The sequence below is a fragment of the Algibacter sp. L1A34 genome (assembly GCF_009796805.1).
Lineage (GTDB): Bacteria > Bacteroidota > Bacteroidia > Flavobacteriales > Flavobacteriaceae > Algibacter.
The window spans coordinates 1,900,324-1,919,398 of the sequence record NZ_CP047029.1 but is presented as its reverse complement, the minus strand read 5'-3'; the positions used below and the strand labels follow the sequence as shown (position 1 = coordinate 1,919,398).

The following is a 19,075-nucleotide window of genomic DNA, read 5'->3' as shown; positions in this document are numbered from 1 at the left end:
ATATTTGCAGAAATAAATTTAAAAAAATGGGATTACTAAATTTTCTTTTTGGCAATAAAACAAATACAATCACCGATTTTAAAGACAGGGATGCTATTATTCTTGATGTTCGTACAAAAGGCGAATACCAACAAGGGGCTATTGCTGGATCTAAAAATATACCGTTGCAAACTTTAAACACTAAAATTGATTATATAAAAAAGTTAAATAAACCAGTAATTACTTGTTGTGCAAGTGGTATGCGTTCGGCTAATGCTGCTAGTATTTTAAAAAGAAATAATATAGAAGCTACCAACGGTGGTGGCTGGCAAAGTTTACAGAAAAAACTATAATTTTATATCAAGTAATTCTTCGGTTTTAGTAATTGGCGTATTATTATACTGCAATGTCCAACCCAAAGAACTGGTTAGAATATAGAATTTTGAAAGTTCACTGATTAATCTATTTTGAGCATTACTTTTTAAGTCGGAGGCTTCTAGCTTTTTATCTAAAGATTTTTTTACAATAGTCTTTATGTCATTATAATCTTTGGCTTCAAAGGGGTTTAAAAAATCGGCCTGAATATCGTAATACTCAAAATCTGGACTTATTTTTATTTCTTCCTTAGGGATACTTAAAATAGTTAATGTTTTAGTAGCTTCATCTACATGAAATTCTATTTTACTTAAATCGTATGCAATAGTAACATCGGCATTTACAACCACAAGCGCCTTTTTTTCTGAAGTAAAATAATCGCCAAAAATTTCTTTAGAGTTCTTATAATTAAAAACTTCACTAAAGTGTCCTTCGGTAACAACTAGTTTTCCAACATTTTTTATTTGTTCTTGGATAAGCGCAGAACTTTCTTGAAGTACAATTTTATCTTCCTGCTTTTCACCACAGTATTTAAAGGTGAATAACACAACTAAAGTAATAATAACACCAAATAGAATTTTTCGCATATGGCTAAAATAAAAAAACATCAGTTTACTTCGACATATGAAGCCTAAACTAATGTAATTTATGTTAACAATTACTAACGGTACAAATATACAAGGGTTATGCCTTATAGATGTAACATAAAGGTTATCGTTACTTTAAATTAAGATATTTGACTGTATATGGAAGTAATAAAAAAATTATATTTTTGTTTTTTTTTAAATAACAAGCATAAAAAAACACCAACTGCAAAAAAAAATCTACAAACTTGGTGCTTTAAATGAACTGACTAATAGCAATCTAAAATTAATTGAATCTAATTATTTTGTGGTAATTTTTCGACAAAATGTTGTAAAAACTAGTTTAAGAGTTGCAACAAGGTACTAGAAACGGATATATTTAGGCTATGATGAAAATATATTTTTTTAAAAGTTTAATGTTATTTTTATAGATTTAAAATTAAAAGACCATGTTAGGAAACTGAGATTGAAGCGTCTCTTTTTTATTTTCTAATTGCTGAAGAAACTTGAGATGTGCTTCGGAATTTGGATTGAAAGCCTTATGCTTAATACCCTTTTGAACAACATCAACAGCTTGCATTATGTTTAATGCATCATTAGAAATCCAAACCTGTTGAAATTTCTCCCAAATATAATTAATCGCTGTAGCGTTGGGATGAATCATATCTTCTGTATAAAAGCGATAATCTCGAAGTTCGTCCATCATAATTTCATATGAAGGAAAATAAAAAGATTTTTGTGATATTACCTGATGAATAGCGGTTAATAAATGAGATTTACTTTGAGTATTTTCAACAAAACCATCTTTAATATGGCGCACTGGAGATACCGTAAAAATTACAATCGCACTATTATTTAAACTTCGTATTTGAGATAATATATTTTTTAGTGAAGTCGTAATTTCTTCAACTGAAAGCAAGGTTTTATTAAACTGCTTCTGAGGTATTTTATGGCAATTAGCAACAATACTATTGGTTTCAATTAAATTATAAACCCATGCTGTGCCCAACGTAATTACAATATGGGATGCGTTTTTTAATTGATTTTTAGTGGATTCAGCTTGTAGATTAAGTTTATCAACCAATACATCTTTAAACGAATTACTTAATTTTGAATGCGCATCGAAACAATGCCATTGCTCATTATGAAAAAACACATCATCTCCTGAATATACTTTATCCTGAATAGCATTTTCAATTAAATTCTCGATAGCCTTTGGATGAAAAAGAATTCCAAATGGATTCTGACCATTTTCAAACTTAAAATAATCTAACTTTTTGCCAATATTATCTGAAAAACATGAGCCAAATAAAAGTATTTTAGACTTATAATCTATTTGATTATTTTCTTGAGACAAAAATGGTATTTGCGTTTGCAATTTCATATAAGCGTTCTAATTAAATATTTCAAAAGTAAACATTAATCAATAAACCTTAAATGATAGTTCTTTAAAAAAACCTTACATTTGTTTAACATAAACAAAAATACGTTGAACGAAATTAAGAACAAATTCACAATAAAAGATCTTGAAAATATTTCAGGAATTAAGGCACACACCATTCGAATTTGGGAAAAACGGTATAATTTATTAGCACCAAAACGAACTGATACTAATATTAGATACTATACTACAGAAAGTTTAAAAAAACTTTTAAACATTGTATTGCTGAAAGACAATGGTTATAAGATATCTAAAATAGCCGAAATGCCATATGATGTTATACAAGATACGGCTCGAGAACTAGCAAACCAAAACGCAGTAGACCAGCACTCTATTCAGGCATTTAAACTTGCGATGATTCAATTTGACAGCTCATTATTTAACTCAACCTACGCCAAATTATTACAGACAAACGAGTTTAGCGAAATCATTAAAAATACTTTTATTCCGCTACTAAACTTCATTGGATTATTATGGCAAACCAACACATTAATTCCTGCACACGAGCATTTTATTTCAAATTTAATTACCCAAAAAATATTAGTTGAAACAGAAAGATTAACACATTCTAATTTAAATTCATCTACAACTTATGTGCTTTTCTTACCCGAAAATGAAATTCATGAAATAGGTTTACTCTATCTTAACTACGAGCTACTACTAAAAGGACTCAAAACCATATATTTAGGACCAAGCTTACCGGTAGATAATTTATCTTCTTTTTTTAACAGTGAATCAAAAATGTGTTTTATAACCTCCATAACAGTGAGCCCTACTCTAGATTTAATAGAAAGTTACTTTAAAGATTTAGATATCTTGCTATTACCAAAACAACACAAATTATTAGCCGCAGGCGTAAAACTTCAAGATCTTAAGCAAATGGATTTTAAATCGGACATTAAATTATACCCAACTGTAATACCTCTTTTAAAAGATCTTTAACTATTTTCTTATTTTGTTTAACTTATTTAGTATATTTGTTAAACAAAATGAAAAAACAAATACATATTATCGGATCCGGGTTCTCTGCCTTATCGGCGGCGTGCTATCTTGCACAAGCAGGATACAACGTTGAAGTATTAGAAAAAAACGAATTAATTGGAGGTAGAGCACGCCAGTTAAAAAGAGATGGTTTTACATTCGACATGGGACCGACTTGGTACTGGATGCCTGATGTTTTCGAAAAATTCTTTGCTGATTTTGGCAAAAAACCATCAGATTACTACGAATTAGAAAAGCTAGGCCCAGCTTATAAAGCTTACTTTGAAGATGGAGAAGCTCTAACAATTCCAGGAACTCTAAAGGAAATTTATGTACTTTTTGAGCGTGAAGAAGCAGGAAGCTCGAAACACTTAAAAGCTTTTTTAAAATCGGCTAAGTTTAATTACGATGTTTCGATAAACGATTTGGTTTACAAACCAGGCGTTTCTCCTTTAGAATTAGTGACTCCAACAACCATTAGTAAGATTACTCAGTTCTTCTCGAGTATAAGAACTCAGGTAAGAAAAGATATAAAAAGCCCGAAATTAATCGAAATATTAGAATTTCCTGTATTATTTCTTGGTGCTAAGCCAAGTAATACGCCAGCTTTTTATAACTTTATGAATTATGCCGATTTTGGTTTAGGTACTTGGCACCCAAAAGGTGGCATGCATAAAGTAATTGAAGCTATGGAATTACTAGCAAAAAGCTTAGGCGTTTCATTCAAAACAAATGCTAACGTACAATCTATTGAGGTGGATGCATCTAAAAACATAAAAGGACTTACGGTTAATGGCGAGTTTATTCCTTCGACATTAATTTTAAGCGGTGCAGATTACCACCATACGGAAACATTATTACCGCAATCTTACCGTCAATATTCGGAAAAATATTGGGACAAGAAAGTTTTTGCTCCATCGTCTTTATTGTTTTATGTAGGGTTAGATAAAAAATTAAAGAATGTATGTCATCACACTTTATTTTTTGACACCGATTTTGATACCCATGCTAAAACCATTTACGATAACCCGAGTTGGCCAGAAGAACCTCTATTCTATGCAAGTTTTCCATCTATAACAGATGATACTTTTGCTCCGGAACACCAAGAAGCTGCAACATTTTTAATTCCGTTAGCTCCAGATTTAGAAGATACACCAGAATTAAGAGAAAAATATTTCAACATTATAATAAAAAGGTTAGAAAAATTAACCGGCCAAAACGTTACAGATCATATTCTATTTAAAGAAAGTTTCTGTGTTAACGACTTTAAAAAAGATTACAACTCTTATAAAGGAAACGCTTATGGCTTGGCTAACATTTTGACACAAACCGCATTTTTAAGACCAAAAATAAAAAGTAAAAAAGTTAAGAACCTATATTTTACGGGGCAGTTAACAGTTCCTGGACCAGGAGTTCCTCCTGCATTAATATCTGGAAAAATAGCTTCTGATTTAATTTTGAAAAACGATAACTAGAAACAACAACAACAACTATGAAACAACTGTTTGACGAGGTTTCCTACTCTTGTAGTAAGTTGGTAACCCAAAAGTATAGCACTTCGTTTTCGTTAGCTACAAAAATGCTTTCACCAAAAATACGATCGGCTATTTATAATATTTATGGCTTTGTTCGTTTTGCAGACGAAATAGTAGACTCTTTTCATGAATATGATAAAGAACTTCTATTAAATAAATTTGAGGAAGATTATTATGCTTCCAAAGAACAAGGCATTAGCCTTAACCCTATTTTAAATTCTTTTATCCATACAGTGAATGAATATAAAATACCCGATCATTTAACTCAGGCATTTTTAAAAAGTATGCGTGCCGATTTACATAAAACGGAATACTCAACAGACGAAGAATATAAAGCTTACATTTATGGTTCTGCCGATGTTGTTGGTCTTATGTGTTTAAAGGTTTTTGTTAACGGAAACAACGAACAATATGAAGAGTTAAAGGAAGCAGCAAAACGCTTAGGTTCAGCATTTCAAAAAGTAAATTTTCTAAGAGATTTAAAAGATGATATTAACGTTTTAAACCGTTCATATTTTCCGAATATAAATTTAAAAGAGCTAGATGCCATTTCAAAAAACATCATTATACAAGATATTGAATCTGATTTTGAATTTGCCTATAAAAAGGGTATATTAAACCTACCTGTTGAAGCCAAGTTTGGAGTGTATATGGCCTATAGATATTATAGAAAATTACTAAAGAAACTTAAAAATACGCCATCAGAAAAAATTATAAATACACGGATTAGAGTTTCTAACCCAATGAAAATAAACTTACTAGCACGAAGCTACGTTAAGTATAAGCTAAATTTAATGTAATGTACTACTTCTGTGTTTTACTCTTTTTATTTCAGAACTCGACACCAGAACATATTGTTGAGTATCATGATATTAAAAGTAAAGCTCAAGAAATAGAATACATCACAAAATATAAAAAAAGTGATAGTACAGATATTCAAGCCTATGTTATTTCTTTAGAAATGAAACAAGCAGAATATAAAGTATTACCATGGCAAAAACTGAACACCTTTAGCAAAGGAAAAACTAAGCTAGAGCAATTAATAATGAACGAACCAAAAAATGCCAATTTAAGATATGTGCGTTTGGTTATACAAGAACAATTACCCAAGATGTTAAACTACAATACTGATATTGAAAATGATAAACATTTTTTATCAGAACTTTTAAAAACAAAAGACAACAGCGATTATTTGGATACATACATTTTAAATTACACAACCCTATGATCATTTTAACCTACATACTTACAACACTAATCACTTTCGTTATTATGGAAGGTGTTACTTGGTGTACACACAAATATATTATGCATGGGTTTGGTTGGTTTTTACACGAAGACCATCACCAACCGGGATACCCACACGTTTTCGAAAAAAACGATGCCTTCTTTATCATTTTTGCAACGCCTAGTATTCTGTTATTCGTTTTCGGGATTCGTCCGGAGCTTAATTTTTTATTTTTTATTGGGCTAGGTATTTTATTATACGGCTTAGCTTATTTTTTAATACATGATGTATTAATACACAGACGCTTCAGTTGGTTTAAAAATACGCAAAACTGGTACTTACGTGGTTTAAGAAAAGCACATAAAATACACCACAAACACCTGGACAAACCAGACGGTGAGTGCTTCGGGATGCTTTTTGTTCCTTTAAAATACTTTAAAAAAGTACAATAATGCCATACTTATATCTCATATTAACATTAGGGAGTTTAAGTATTCCCCTGCTGTATAGTGTTTTTGAAAAAAAATTTCACTTTATACAATACGCTAAAAGTGCCTTTTTAAGCATTTTATTAGTGGCAATACCTTTTATAATATGGGATGTTCTTTTTACAAAATTTGGCATTTGGGGATTTAACGATTCTTACCATTTACCCATTGCACTTTTAGGTATGCCAATAGAAGAATGGTTGTTTTTCTTTTGTATTCCCTATGCATGTTTGTTTACACACGAGGTTTTATCATATTATTTGCCAAATTTTAAACTCTCGAAAACAGCAACTATTATAAGTGGTGGTTTAACACTAATTTTAGTATTTGTTTTATTGTTATTTCATTTCGGAAAATGGTACACAACTTTAAATTTTATATTCTTTATAGTGCTATTAATTTATGGTTTAAAATTTCATTTGGAAATATTACAACGTTACTTCCTTAGTTTTTTAATCATTTTACTACCCTTTCTTTTAGTAAATGGGATACTAACCGGAAGTTTTATAGACGAACCCGTTGTATGGTATAACGACAACGAAAACTTAGGTTTTAGAATTTTTACGATACCATTTGAAGATATTTTTTACGCCTTCAACTTATTATTTTCAATACAATTAATTTTTAATTCATTTAAACAAAAAGCACATGGAAAATAACAAACTAGTAAGATTTACTATTTTTTTGTGCATAAACATTTTAGCACTTGGTGTTGGTGTTCTATTGATGGATAACGGACAAACATCACCTTGGTACGCCTCACTAAACAAAGCTCCTTGGACACCAGAAGGATGGGTTTTTGGAGCAGCTTGGACCACCGTTATGGCTGCCTTCGCTGTTTACATGGCTGCATTAAGTCTTAATTTCCCATTTGGTTTTAAACCTTTAATGAAACTCTATGCTTTGCAATGGTTTTTAAATGTATCATGGAATTTTTTATTCTTTAATCAGCAACAAACCCTTATAGCTCTAATCTTCATTATCGCTCTTTGGCTACTTATAGGTTATTTCACCTTCAATTATATAAAAACAGTAAAGTATTACACATTATTTATAGCTCCATACTTAATATGGATGACGATTGCAACAAGTCTAAACGCCTACATTGTATTTAACAATTAAAACAGAAACTCATGGCTAGAAAAAAAAATATTACAGCAGAAAAAATAATAGATTTATACATGTCTACTTTATTAATAGACGATAACATTCCTAAAACAGTATATGCATTTGCGCATACCAACAATTTTGAGGAAAACGATTTCTATAAATATTTCAGCAATTTTGAAGTTTTAGAAAAACACATATTTTCGCTTTTTTGCGAAAACACTTTGGCTCTATTAGCAGAAAATGAAGATTATGGGCACTACGCACCAAAAGATAAGTTACTAAGCTTTTATTTCACCTTTTTTGAAATGCTAAACGCGAACAGATCTTATGTTTATTTAAAATTAGCACAAAACAAAAATAAGTTAGAAGCCTTAAAGCTACTATCTAAACTTAGATCAACATTTCTTAAATATATTGAAAGTGAGATTTACACCAATAACGTAGATCTAAAAAACAAAACACTTAATTCTTTAAATAAAAAAGGCAGCAACGAAACCGCTTGGGCTCAATTATTATTTACCATACAGTTTTGGCTAGAAGACACATCTCTAAATTTTGAAAAAACAGATATTTTCATAGAAAAATCGGTACAAGTTAGTTTCGATTTAAAAGAAATAAAACCGCTAGAAAGCGTGTTAGATTTCGCTAAGTTCTTATGGAAAGAAAAAACTATGTCCACATGAAAACAATAGACAAAATACCTACATCAAAAATACAACGTGCCACTAAACTATTGAGTACAGGCCTGAAGGTTGGCGTAAATTATGCCAAATACTATGGTGAAAAAATGGTGAAAACTGAGGCTGAAGCTAAAGATAATTTAAATGAAGCCAATGCTACCGATATATACGATGGTTTAAAAAACCTGAAAGGTTCCGCATTAAAAGTGGCTCAAATGTTAAGCATGGAGAAAAATATTTTGCCCAATGCTTATGTAGAGAAATTTTCGCTCTCGCAATTTTCTGTCCCGCCTTTATCAGCTCCACTTGTTGCTAAAACCTTTAAAAAATATTTCAAAAAAACACCATCGGAAGTTTTCGACACGTTTACAGCAGAATCTGTAAATGCAGCCAGTATTGGTCAAGTACACAAGGCCACAAAAGGAGATAAAAAACTTGCCGTAAAAATTCAATACCCAGGTGTTGCAGATAGTATTTCGTCAGATTTGGCTCTTGTTAAACCTATCGCTTTACGTATGTTCAACATTAAAGGTGAAGGTACCGACGATTATTTTAAAGAAATCGAGAATAAACTTATAGAAGAAACAAACTATACGCTCGAACTTCAACAAAGTATTGAAATATCTAAAGCTTGTAAACATATTCCGAATTTAAAATTTCCGAAATATTACGAAGAATTTTCATCTAACAAAATCTTAACAATGGATTGGATGGACGGACTTCATATTTCAGAATTCACAAAAAAGAATAATGACCCTGAAGTTTCTAATAAACTTGGTCAGGCTTTATGGGATTTTTACATGTTTCAAATGCATATCTTAAAAAAAGTACATGCCGATCCGCATCCTGGTAACTTTTTAGTATCGCCAGATAATGCGTTAATCGCTATAGATTTTGGTTGTATGAAAGAAGTACCGTTAACTTTTTACACACCTTATTTTGAATTAGCTGAAAAAGAAAACATTGAAGACCCAGCATTTTTTGAAAAGAAATTGTACGAATTAGAAATTTTAAAACCAACAGATACACCAGAAGAAATTGTGTTTTTCAAAACCCTGTTTCACGAAATGTTATCGCTTTTCACAACACCTTTACAGCAAGAGGTTTTCGATTTTTCTAATCCCACCTTTTTTAATAAAATAGCAGAGCTAAGCACTAAATACGCACAAAGCACAGAACTTAAAAAAATGAATGGTAATCGTGGCTCGAAACATTTCATATATATTAATAGAACATTTTTCGGATTGTATAATTTAATGCACAATCTACAACCAAACCATATTGTAATAAACAATTATAAAACCTTATAAATGTATTTTAGCCGTAACGATATAGACCAACTCGATCATATTTATAAAATAAATCTGATTAATAGTGTTACGGGCTATAAACCTGCAAATTTAATAGCCACAAAATCAAAATCAGGAATAACAAATGTAGCTGTTTTTAGTTCTGTAGTTCATTACGGTTCTGCTCCACCTATTTTAGGTTTTGTAATGAGACCAACTACGGTAAGGCGCCATACTTTCGATAATATTATAGAAACAGGTTGTTACACAATTAACCATATTAACGAAACTATAGTTGAAGATGCTCATCATACATCTGCCAAATACCCTAAAGATGTTTCAGAGTTTAATAAAACAGGATTAGAGGAAGAATACAATAACGATTTTTATGCACCTTTTGTAAAGCAATCGACAATAAAAATGGGTATGAAATTTTCACAAAAGATAGATATAGAAGCAAATGGTACTATTTTAATTTTAGGTGAAATAACAGATCTATACATTAATGATGATCTAGTAGAACATGATGGTTTTGCAGACTTAATGAAAGCCAATACGGCTGTTATTAATGGCTTAGACACTTACGCCATACCAACTAAAAATAAAAGATTAACCTACCAAAGACCTAAATAAATAATTATGAAAAAACTAGTCATTATTGGTGGCAGTAAAGGTATCGGCCAAGCCATTATAAACGCTTTAAAAGATACATATAGCATTGTAAACATAAGCCGTACGGCTATAGAAACATCTTCTACGATTACGCAACATAGTTTAGATGTTTTAGAAGATGAGTTACCTGAAATAGATAGCATAGACGCTCTAGTGTATTGCCCAGGAAGCATCAACCTAAAAGCACTATCTCGCTTAGAATTAGACGACTTTAAAAACGATTTCAACATTAACGTTTTAGGTGCTATAAAAACTATAAAACATTACGAAAAAGCTTTAATAGAAGGTCATGGTAGCGTGGTTTTATTCAGTAGTGTAGCCACACAAATGGGTATGCCTTTTCACGCTAGTGTTGCAACAAGTAAAGCAGCCTTAGAAGGATTAACAAAATCGTTGGCAGCAGAATACGCTACAAAAATACGTTTCAACATTATTGCTCCAACCATTACAGATACACCTCTGGCTTCTCGATTATTACGTAACGAAAAACAAAGAGAAACCATGAGCGAACGCCACCCATTAAAATCTATTTTAGATCCTAATGAAGTAGCTGCACTAACCAAATACTTGTTATCTAGCGATGCTAAATCAATTTCCGGACAAACATTCCCAATAGATGCGGGAATAACTAGTCTAAAACTCTAAGTTTTTATTATGATTAATATAAAAAAACATTCTGGAATTTACACCTTAGAGGCTACACAAGAAATCGACATTCCGCTACATGAAGCTTGGTCTTTTTTTAGCTCTCCTAATAATCTAGAAAAAATCACTCCTTCAGAAATGGGTTTTAAAATCACATCTGAAGTTGATAAAAAGGCTTATGCCGGACAAATAATAACTTATAAAGTTGGTATTCTACCAGGTATAAATACAAATTGGGTTACAGAAATAACACAAGTTGAAAACGAATCTTTCTTTATAGACGAGCAGCGTTTTGGTCCATACAGAATGTGGCATCATGAACATTGGTTTTACAGCCAACCTGACGGAAAAACATTAATGAAAGATAAAATCTCATACAAAATACCTTTTGGAATTTTAGGTGATTTAGCTCAAACTCTTTTTATAAAAAAACAATTAAAAGGTATTTTCGAATACCGTTTTAAAACCTTAGAAACCTACTTTAATGGAAAATAAAACAACTCTATTTTGGTTTCGACGCGATTTAAGACTAGAAGATAATACGGCTTTACATTATGCTCTAAAATCGAGTAACAATGTATTACCTGTTTTTATTTTTGATGATGATATTTTAGACTCATTACCTAAAGATGATGCTAGGGTTTCCTTTATTCACAACACTTTAGAAAACATAAACAAAGAACTTACCGAGTTTGGATCGAGCCTTGTTGTAAAAAAAGGCTCGACTTTAGAAATTTGGAAAACTCTAATTGAAGAACATAACATTGAGCGTGTTTTTTTTAATAAAGATTACGAGCCTTACGCCATAAAAAGGGACCTTGAAATCTCAGATTTATTAAGTGCTAACGGCATAGAAACAAAGTCCTTCAAAGATCAAGTGATTTTTGAAGAAAACGATATTCTAAAAAACGATAATACACCTTATACGATATACACACCGTTTAAAAATAAGTGGTTAAAAAAATTCGATGAGAAAGCTGATGTATCAAATCATGAGATTGATAACACTCGATTTCATAAAAGCAATTTGGCTTTCCCTTCTATAGCAGACATAGGGTTTACTAAAAGTAAAATACTCGTAAAACCATATAATTTAACGGCTTTAGATCGCTATGATGAAGTCCGAAATTTTCCTGCACAAGATCAAACATCATACCTTTCACCACATTTAAGATTTGGACTCGTTAGTACTAGGAACATGGTGAAACTAGCTTTAAAAACAAATGCAATATTTTTAAGTGAGCTTATTTGGCGTGAATTTTTCATGCAAATCCTCTTTCATTTCCCCAAAGTTGTTACCGAAAATTTTAAACAAAAATACGACGCGATACCTTGGCGGAATAACGAAGCAGACTTTAAAGCTTGGTGCGAAGGAAAAACGGGCTACCCCATGGTTGATGCCGGTATGCGCGAATTAAACAAAACGGGATATATGCATAATCGTGTACGTATGATTACTGCCGGATTTCTATGCAAACACCTTTTAATAGATTGGCGTTGGGGCGAAGCATATTTCGCTGAAAAACTACTAGATTACGAACTCTCTGCAAATAACGGAAATTGGCAATGGGCTGCTGGCACAGGTTGCGATGCCGCACCTTATTTTAGAGTTTTTAATCCTGCCGAGCAGTTGAAAAAATTTGATAAAGATACCATTTACATACGCCGTTGGGTTGAAGATTATGATGAATTAACCTATCCGCAACCTATGGTCGAACATAAATTTGCACGAGAACGTGCTATTTCTACATACAAAAAAGCGCTAAACCCTTAATTAAGGTTTAGCGCTTTTTCATTATTAACAATGAATTAAAACAATTCTGTTTTATCCAATATAGGCTTTTGCCCCATCTAATGCTTTTGTAATACCATCTGGATTTTTACCACCAGCAGTTGCAAAAAATGGTTGCCCGCCGCCGCCGCCTTGAATATGTTTTCCAAGTTCGCGAACTACTTGCCCAGCATTTAAGCCTTTACTTGCAACTAATTCTTTTGAGATATAGCATGATAATAATGCTTTTCCATTTTGTTCGGTTGCAAATAATAAGAATAAATTATCAAACTGAGACCCTAACTCGAAAGCAACATCTTTTAATCCGCCAGCATCTAAATCTAATTTTTTAGCTAAAAACTGAACGCCATTAATTTCTGTTAATTCACTTCTTAATTCACCTTTTATATTTTTAGCTTTATCTTTCAATAAACCTTCAATTTGCTTTTTAAGGCTTGTGTTTTCATCTTGTAAATTCTGAAGTGCCTTTACCGGCTCTTTAGTGTTGTTAAGCAAATCTTTCATTTCGAAAAACGTCTTGTTATTTTCAGAATAAAAATCTTTTACAGCATCGTTAGTAATAGCTTCAATTCGTCTAATTCCCGCCGCAACCGCACCTTCGGAAACTATTTTAAAATACCAGATATCACCTGTGTTTTTCACATGTGTTCCTCCACAAAGCTCAACAGACTGTCCAAAACGAATAGCTCGAACGGTATCTCCATATTTCTCTCCAAATAAACTCATAGCTCCATCTGCAATAGCTTCTTCTTTTGGAACATTTCTTTTTTCAACTAAAGGAAGTTTGCCTTCAATTCTAGAATTCACAAAATTCTCAACATCTTGTAATTCTTCAGTCGTTAATTTAGAAAAATGAGAAAAATCAAAACGTAAATATTTAGAATTTACAGCAGATCCTTTTTGCTCTACATGAGTTCCTAAAACCTCTCTTAAAGCCTGATGTAATAAGTGTGTTGCTGTATGGTTGCTTTCTGTTCTATTACGTTGTTTAACATCTACTACAGCTTTAAAACTTTTGTTGATGTGCTTTGGTAAGTTTTTAGTAAAATGAATAATAACGTTACTTTCCTTTTTAGTATCTAAAATATAAACCACATCGCCATGCGCATCTTCCAAGTAACCTTTATCTCCTACTTGTCCGCCTCCCTCTGCGTAAAATGGTGTGATATTAAATACCAACTGATACATTTCGCCGTCTTTTTTAGAAACTACTTTTCTATATCGCGTTAATTTTACTTGGGCTTCTAAAGTATCATAACCTACAAATTCCTCTACAGCATCATCGCTCAGAATAGCCCAATCATCCATAGACATTTCACTAGCCGCACGAGAACGATTTTTTTGCTTTTGTAATTCTTCATTAAAGCCTTTTTCATCTAACTTTAATCCTTTTTCAGAAAGAATAAGCGCAGTTAAATCTATTGGAAAACCATAAGTATCGTATAATTCGAATGCTTTTTCTCCCGAAACAGTATCACCTTTTGTTGTTTCTACAATTCTATTTAATAATACTAAACCTTGATCTAATGTTCTTAAAAAGGATTGTTCTTCTTCTTTTATAACATTTTCTATAAGTTGTTTTTGAGCTTTTAATTCTGGGAAAGCATCCCCCATTTTTTCACTTAAAACATCTACTAATCTATAAATAAACGGTTCCTTTTTCTCTAAAAATGTAAATCCGTAACGTACGGCACGTCGTAAAATTCTACGAATTACATAACCTGCACCAGTATTACTAGGCAACTGCCCATCGGCAATTGAAAAGGCTACGGCACGAACATGATCGGAAATAACACGTATAGCAACATCTATCTCCTTATCCTTATTATAAACTTTATTTGTGATGGTTTCTATTTCGCGAATAATTGGAGTAAATACATCGGTATCATAATTAGACTGCACACCCTGTAAAACCATACAAAGACGTTCAAACCCCATACCTGTATCGATATGCTTGTCTGGTAAACCCTCAAGGGTTCCGTTAGCTTTTCGGTTGTATTGCATGAAAACTAAGTTCCAAATTTCAACCACTTGCGGATGATCCATGTTTATCAAATCTTTTCCAGGAATTTTAGCTTTTTCTTCCGCAGAACGAATATCTACATGTATTTCACTACATGGCCCACATGGACCTTGATCGCCCATTTCCCAGAAATTATCTTTCTTATTACCTTTTAAAATACGATCTTCAGATATATATTGTTTCCAAAAATCATAAGCCTCGGTATCCATTCCTAAATTATCAGCATCATCACTTCCTTCAAAAACGGTAACATATAATATATCTTTATCTATACCGTAAACATCTACTAGAAGTTCCCAGGCCCAAGCAATAGCCTCCTTTTTGAAATAATCTCCAAAACTCCAGTTACCAAGCATTTCGAACAAAGTATGGTGATAAGTATCATAACCAACCTCCTCTAAATCGTTATGCTTTCCAGAAACACGTAAACACTTTTGCGAATCGCTAATCCTATTATTTTTCGGCTTGGTATTTCCTAAAAAATACTCTTTAAAAGGAGCCATTCCCGAATTCACAAACATTAGGGTTGGATCATCTTTTAAAACCATGGGAGCAGATGGCACAATACTGTGCTTTTTATCTTCAAAAAAACTTAAAAACTTAGCGCGGATGTCTTGAGACTTCATATATAAATTATTCTCTTTTCAGTTATTCTCTATTAATTGCAAAACAATTTTTATCTTTACTTTTCAATTTAAAAACGCCAAGCCAAGGATTTATTATTCTATTAATAATAAATCAGTAGATTTGTCCGTTCTGCTTTTAAAATATAAAGCACAAACAACAAAAATTGTAAAGCGCAAAAATAGCATAAAAATAATAATGAGTAAGGTAAAATATTATTACGATTCCGATTCACTTTCTTACAGGAAGATTGAACGTAAAAAAAGAACAACGTTTAAGTATGCTTTCATGTTTATTTTAGCGGCGGGATTATTTGGTTTTTTATCTGTTTTTATAACAAGCCAATACGTGGCATCCCCTAAAGAACGTACACTTTCTAGAGAATTACACAACATGCAATTGCAATATGAATTGTTGAATAAAAAAATGAACGAAGCAGAAAACGTTTTAGCGAATGTGGCAGATAGAGACAATAATATTTATCGTGTTTATTTTGAAGCTAACCCTATTCCGGAAGCACAACGAAGAGCTGGCTTTGGCGGAATTAACAGATATAAAAATTTAGAAGGTTTTGATAATTCTAAACTAATTATTGAAAGTAACAAACGTTTGGATATTCTGCAGAAGCAAATTGTAGTACAATCGAAATCGCTAGATGAAATTGCAGTTCTTGCAAAAGAAAAAGAAAAATTACTAGCAGCAATTCCTGCCATTCAACCTGTTGCCAATAAGGACCTAAAGCGTATGGCATCTGGTTACGGCATGCGATCGGATCCTTTCACCAAAGTTAGAAAAATGCATTGGGGTATGGACTTTTCAGCACCACGCGGCACCCCAATTTATGCTTCGGGAGATGGTGTTGTGGTTCGAGCAGATTCGGGATCTACTGGTTACGGAAACCATATTAGAATAGATCACGGTTTTGGATATATTAGCTTATATGCCCATTTATATAAATATAATGTACGTAAAAACCAAAAAGTAAAACGTGGTGATTTAATTGGTTTTGTAGGAAGTACAGGACGCTCGCAGGCACCACATTGTCACTATGAAATTTTTAAAGACGGACAACGTATTAACCCAATGAATTTCTACTACGGAAGTTTAACGGCAGAAGAATATAGTAAGCTACTAGAGCATGCCTCTTTAGAAAATCAATCTTTAGATTAATAGTAATGCATATAGATTTACCAGAAAAACGATATTACGCCATTGGAGAAGTAGCCAAAGCTTTTGGTGTAAACACATCGTTAATACGTTTTTGGGAAAAAGAATTTGATGTCCTTAAACCTAAAAAAAATGCGAAGGGCAACCGAAAATTTACTCCTGAAGATGTTAAAAACCTAAAATTTATTTACCATTTAGTAAAGGAGCGTGGATTTACACTCGAAGGCGCCAAAACACATTTAAAGGAAGAAAAAAAAGAAGCTTTAAGTAACTTTCAAATTATTGATACTTTAGAAAACATAAAAACACAACTGATTAAAATAAAAGAGCATTTGTAAACATTTATTACAGACTCTAAAAGATTAAAACTTCCTTTTCTCTCGTAAAAAAGTAACTTTTTAATAAATAATGAGTCTAATATATTAGGAACTAAAATCAATATTCAAATTAATTTATCATGAAAAAATTTTTACCATTAATTATAATTGCAATTCTTGCTATTGGCGCATACTCTTGGGGTAAAGGATTTAATAATACCGCTGTAACTTTAAAAGAAACAGCAACTAAAACTTGGGCAAACGTAGAAAGTAGTTACCAACGTAGAAACGATTTAATTGGCAACTTAGTAAAAACAGTACAAGGAGCAGCCGATTTTGAAAAAGGGACATTAGAAGCCGTTATAGAAGCAAGAGCTAAAGCAACTTCTATCACTATAGATCCAACCAATATTACACCAGAACAATTGGCGAAATTCAACCAAGCACAAGGTGGATTATCTGGAGCTTTAAAAAGTTTATTAGTAACCGTAGAGCGTTACCCTGATTTAAAAGCAAACCAAAACTTTTTAGAATTACAAAGTCAGTTAGAAGGTACAGAAAACAGAATTAACGTTGCTAGAGATCGCTTTAACGGAACCGTAGAGCCATACAATATGCACATTAAAACTTTTCCAAATTCAATATTAGCAGGTTTATTTAATTTTGAACCATTAAGTTATTTTAAAGCCGAAGCCGGAAGTGAAAAAGCTCCAGATGTAGACTTTGAATTCTAAAAAATACATCTATTATATTTAATATTTCACAAAAGTAAATAATACAAACATGTCTAATAAAGTTGAAACATTTTTAACAAGCAAAGAAGAGCAAGACATTGTTGAAGCTATTCGTTTAGCCGAATTAAATACATCTGGTGAAATAAGAATTCATATTGAAAACACTTCTAATGGCGATGCTACAAATCGTGCTTTAGAAGTGTTTCATTATTTAAAAATGGACAATACCAAACTGCAAAACGGCGTGCTTATTTACGTCGCTATAAACGATAAAGCTTTTGTTATTTATGGTGATGAAGGTATAAATAAAGTAGTTCCAAAAAACTTTTGGGATAGCACTAAAGACGTGATGCAATCGCATTTTAAATTGGGTAAATTCAAAGAAGGTATTATTGAGGGCATTCAAAAAGCCGGCGAACAACTCGAATCTTTTTTCTCTTGGGAACATGATGATACCAACGAATTATCTAACGAAATTTCAAAAGGATAGTAAAAAACATGCAGCACTCAGTATTCAGTATTCGGTCGCAGTTTAAGATGAAAAATATTTTTTTTATTGTTTTACTTACTACGCTTTTATGCACTAACTTTTCATTTGCACAATATGAAATCCCTAAAACTCCAGATTTCCAAACTAGTGTTTACGATTACTACAATCTTTTAAGTGCATCACAAAAAAAGAATTTAGAAGATAAACTTGTAAAATATTCCGATACCACTTCTACACAAATTGTAGTGGCTATCATTGCTTCTACCGAAGGTGAAAACATAAACTATTTAGGAGCTAAATGGGGACAAGCTTGGGGAATTGGACAAGAGAAAGAAGATAACGGTGTACTTATTTTATTAGCACGTGATGATAGACGCATCGCCATTAATACAGGTTATGGCGTTGAACACTTGCTAACCGATGCTATGTCTAACAGAATTATTAATCGAGACATTATTCCATACTTTAAAAAAAATGATTATTACGGTGGACTAAACAAAGGTGCTGATGCTATTTTTGAAGTACTAACTGGCGAATATAAAGGTACAAGACAAGCCTCTAATCAAGAAGGTATTCCTATTGGGTTTATTATCATTCTAGTTTTTATTTTTATTATCATTCTCATTTCAATCTCCAAGAATAAACGCGGTGGAGGCGGGAATAACAGCGGAAATCGATCTACAGGTTCAGATATACTCGAAGCTATTATTTTGAGTAATATGGGCCGTGGTAATTACCGAAGAGGATCATCTGGAGGTTTTGGCGGTGGTTTCGGAGGCGGAAGCTCAGGCGGAGGTGGCTTCGGTGGAGGTTTTGGCGGCGGCGGCTTCGGTGGTGGTGGCGCTTCTGGTGGCTGGTAAATTTAGCTCATAAAAAAAAGGAAGAATTAATAATTCCTCCTTTTCATAATTTATTAAAATA

The 19,075-nt window shown here is 32.3% G+C and carries 22 protein-coding genes; 19 read left to right on the top strand and 3 right to left on the bottom strand.

Features of this window, described 5'->3' with window-relative positions:
* Nucleotides 1–26: 26 nt before the first annotated feature.
* Complete coding sequence (locus GQR97_RS08210; protein WP_158847313.1) at nt 27–332, top strand: rhodanese-like domain-containing protein; 306 nt, start codon at nt 27–29, stop codon at nt 330–332.
* Here the strand turns inward: GQR97_RS08210 and GQR97_RS08205 are convergent.
* Both GQR97_RS08205 and GQR97_RS08200 read right to left on the bottom strand, forming a co-directional pair.
* Nucleotides 327–941 (bottom strand): DUF4230 domain-containing protein, encoded by a 615-nt coding sequence (locus GQR97_RS08205; protein ID WP_158847311.1) that lies wholly within the window; start codon nt 939–941, stop codon nt 327–329. The genes GQR97_RS08210 and GQR97_RS08205 overlap by 6 nt on opposite strands.
* 436 nt (nt 942–1,377) lie before the next feature.
* Nucleotides 1,378–2,322 carry a GSCFA domain-containing protein gene (locus tag GQR97_RS08200; RefSeq protein WP_158847309.1) on the bottom strand — a complete coding sequence of 315 codons (945 nt, stop codon included), beginning with the start codon at nt 2,320–2,322 and terminating at the stop codon, nt 1,378–1,380.
* Between the two features lie 105 nt (nt 2,323–2,427).
* Between GQR97_RS08200 and GQR97_RS08195 the strand changes: the two genes are divergently transcribed.
* The 13 genes from GQR97_RS08195 to GQR97_RS08135 are packed head-to-tail and all read left to right on the top strand — an operon-like array spanning nt 2,428 to nt 12,781.
* Nucleotides 2,428–3,321, top strand: a complete 894-nt coding sequence (locus GQR97_RS08195) for a MerR family transcriptional regulator (protein ID WP_158847307.1) — start codon at nt 2,428–2,430, stop codon at nt 3,319–3,321.
* Nucleotides 3,322–3,368: 47 nt separating this feature from the next.
* Nucleotides 3,369–4,835: a phytoene desaturase family protein gene (locus GQR97_RS08190; RefSeq protein WP_158847305.1), complete on the top strand. Its 1,467-nt coding sequence runs from the start codon at nt 3,369–3,371 to the stop codon at nt 4,833–4,835.
* 17 nt (nt 4,836–4,852) lie between these two features.
* Nucleotides 4,853–5,695 (top strand): phytoene/squalene synthase family protein, encoded by an 843-nt coding sequence (locus GQR97_RS08185; RefSeq protein ID WP_158847303.1) that lies wholly within the window; start codon nt 4,853–4,855, stop codon nt 5,693–5,695.
* Nucleotides 5,695–6,123: a hypothetical protein gene (locus GQR97_RS08180; protein ID WP_158847300.1), complete on the top strand. Its 429-nt coding sequence runs from the start codon at nt 5,695–5,697 to the stop codon at nt 6,121–6,123. Before GQR97_RS08185 ends, GQR97_RS08180 begins: the two co-directional genes overlap by 1 nt.
* On the top strand, nt 6,120–6,575 hold the full coding sequence (locus tag GQR97_RS08175) for a sterol desaturase family protein (RefSeq protein WP_158847298.1): 456 nt from the start codon (nt 6,120–6,122) through the stop codon (nt 6,573–6,575). Before GQR97_RS08180 ends, GQR97_RS08175 begins: the two co-directional genes overlap by 4 nt.
* A complete protein-coding gene (locus GQR97_RS08170; RefSeq protein WP_158847296.1) occupies nt 6,575–7,270 on the top strand; it encodes a lycopene cyclase domain-containing protein in 696 nt (231 codons plus the stop codon). Before GQR97_RS08175 ends, GQR97_RS08170 begins: the two co-directional genes overlap by 1 nt.
* Complete coding sequence (locus GQR97_RS08165; protein WP_158847295.1) at nt 7,260–7,733, top strand: TspO/MBR family protein; 474 nt, start codon at nt 7,260–7,262, stop codon at nt 7,731–7,733. Before GQR97_RS08170 ends, GQR97_RS08165 begins: the two co-directional genes overlap by 11 nt.
* Nucleotides 7,734–7,744: 11 nt before the next feature.
* Nucleotides 7,745–8,404, top strand: coding sequence for a TetR family transcriptional regulator C-terminal domain-containing protein (locus tag GQR97_RS08160; RefSeq protein ID WP_158847292.1), 660 nt, complete (start codon nt 7,745–7,747; stop codon nt 8,402–8,404).
* Nucleotides 8,401–9,711, top strand: a complete 1,311-nt coding sequence (locus GQR97_RS08155; RefSeq protein WP_158847290.1) for an ABC1 kinase family protein — start codon at nt 8,401–8,403, stop codon at nt 9,709–9,711. Before GQR97_RS08160 ends, GQR97_RS08155 begins: the two co-directional genes overlap by 4 nt.
* The gene (locus tag GQR97_RS08150) at nt 9,712–10,323 is read left to right on the top strand and encodes a flavin reductase family protein (RefSeq protein ID WP_158847288.1); all 612 of its coding nucleotides are present in this window, start codon (nt 9,712–9,714) and stop codon (nt 10,321–10,323) included. It begins immediately after the preceding gene.
* Between the two features lie 6 nt (nt 10,324–10,329).
* Nucleotides 10,330–11,007: an SDR family NAD(P)-dependent oxidoreductase gene (locus GQR97_RS08145; protein ID WP_158847286.1), complete on the top strand. Its 678-nt coding sequence runs from the start codon at nt 10,330–10,332 to the stop codon at nt 11,005–11,007.
* A gap of 9 nt (nt 11,008–11,016) precedes the next feature.
* Nucleotides 11,017–11,502, top strand: a complete 486-nt coding sequence (locus GQR97_RS08140; protein ID WP_158847284.1) for an SRPBCC family protein — start codon at nt 11,017–11,019, stop codon at nt 11,500–11,502.
* Nucleotides 11,492–12,781, top strand: coding sequence for a cryptochrome/photolyase family protein (locus tag GQR97_RS08135; RefSeq protein ID WP_158847282.1), 1,290 nt, complete (start codon nt 11,492–11,494; stop codon nt 12,779–12,781). The genes GQR97_RS08140 and GQR97_RS08135 overlap by 11 nt, the downstream gene beginning before the upstream one ends.
* A gap of 51 nt (nt 12,782–12,832) precedes the next feature.
* Here GQR97_RS08135 and alaS read toward each other — a convergent pair whose 3' ends face one another.
* Nucleotides 12,833–15,448 (bottom strand): alanine--tRNA ligase, encoded by a 2,616-nt coding sequence (gene alaS, locus GQR97_RS08130; protein ID WP_158847280.1) that lies wholly within the window; start codon nt 15,446–15,448, stop codon nt 12,833–12,835.
* A 196-nt stretch (nt 15,449–15,644) separates the two neighbouring features.
* Here alaS and GQR97_RS08125 point away from each other — a divergent pair, with 196 nt between their 5' ends.
* From GQR97_RS08125 to GQR97_RS08105, 5 genes are all read left to right on the top strand, one after another.
* The gene (locus GQR97_RS08125; protein ID WP_158847278.1) at nt 15,645–16,616 is read left to right on the top strand and encodes a M23 family metallopeptidase; all 972 of its coding nucleotides are present in this window, start codon (nt 15,645–15,647) and stop codon (nt 16,614–16,616) included.
* A 5-nt stretch (nt 16,617–16,621) separates the two neighbouring features.
* The gene (locus tag GQR97_RS08120) at nt 16,622–16,951 is read left to right on the top strand and encodes a MerR family transcriptional regulator (RefSeq protein WP_158847276.1); all 330 of its coding nucleotides are present in this window, start codon (nt 16,622–16,624) and stop codon (nt 16,949–16,951) included.
* A 119-nt stretch (nt 16,952–17,070) separates the two neighbouring features.
* Nucleotides 17,071–17,664: a LemA family protein gene (locus GQR97_RS08115; protein WP_158847274.1), complete on the top strand. Its 594-nt coding sequence runs from the start codon at nt 17,071–17,073 to the stop codon at nt 17,662–17,664.
* A gap of 49 nt (nt 17,665–17,713) precedes the next feature.
* Nucleotides 17,714–18,154, top strand: coding sequence for a TPM domain-containing protein (locus GQR97_RS08110; protein WP_158847273.1), 441 nt, complete (start codon nt 17,714–17,716; stop codon nt 18,152–18,154).
* An 8-nt stretch (nt 18,155–18,162) separates the two neighbouring features.
* Nucleotides 18,163–19,014 carry a TPM domain-containing protein gene (locus GQR97_RS08105; protein WP_410488940.1) on the top strand — a complete coding sequence of 284 codons (852 nt, stop codon included), beginning with the start codon at nt 18,163–18,165 and terminating at the stop codon, nt 19,012–19,014.
* Nucleotides 19,015–19,075 lie beyond the last annotated feature (61 nt).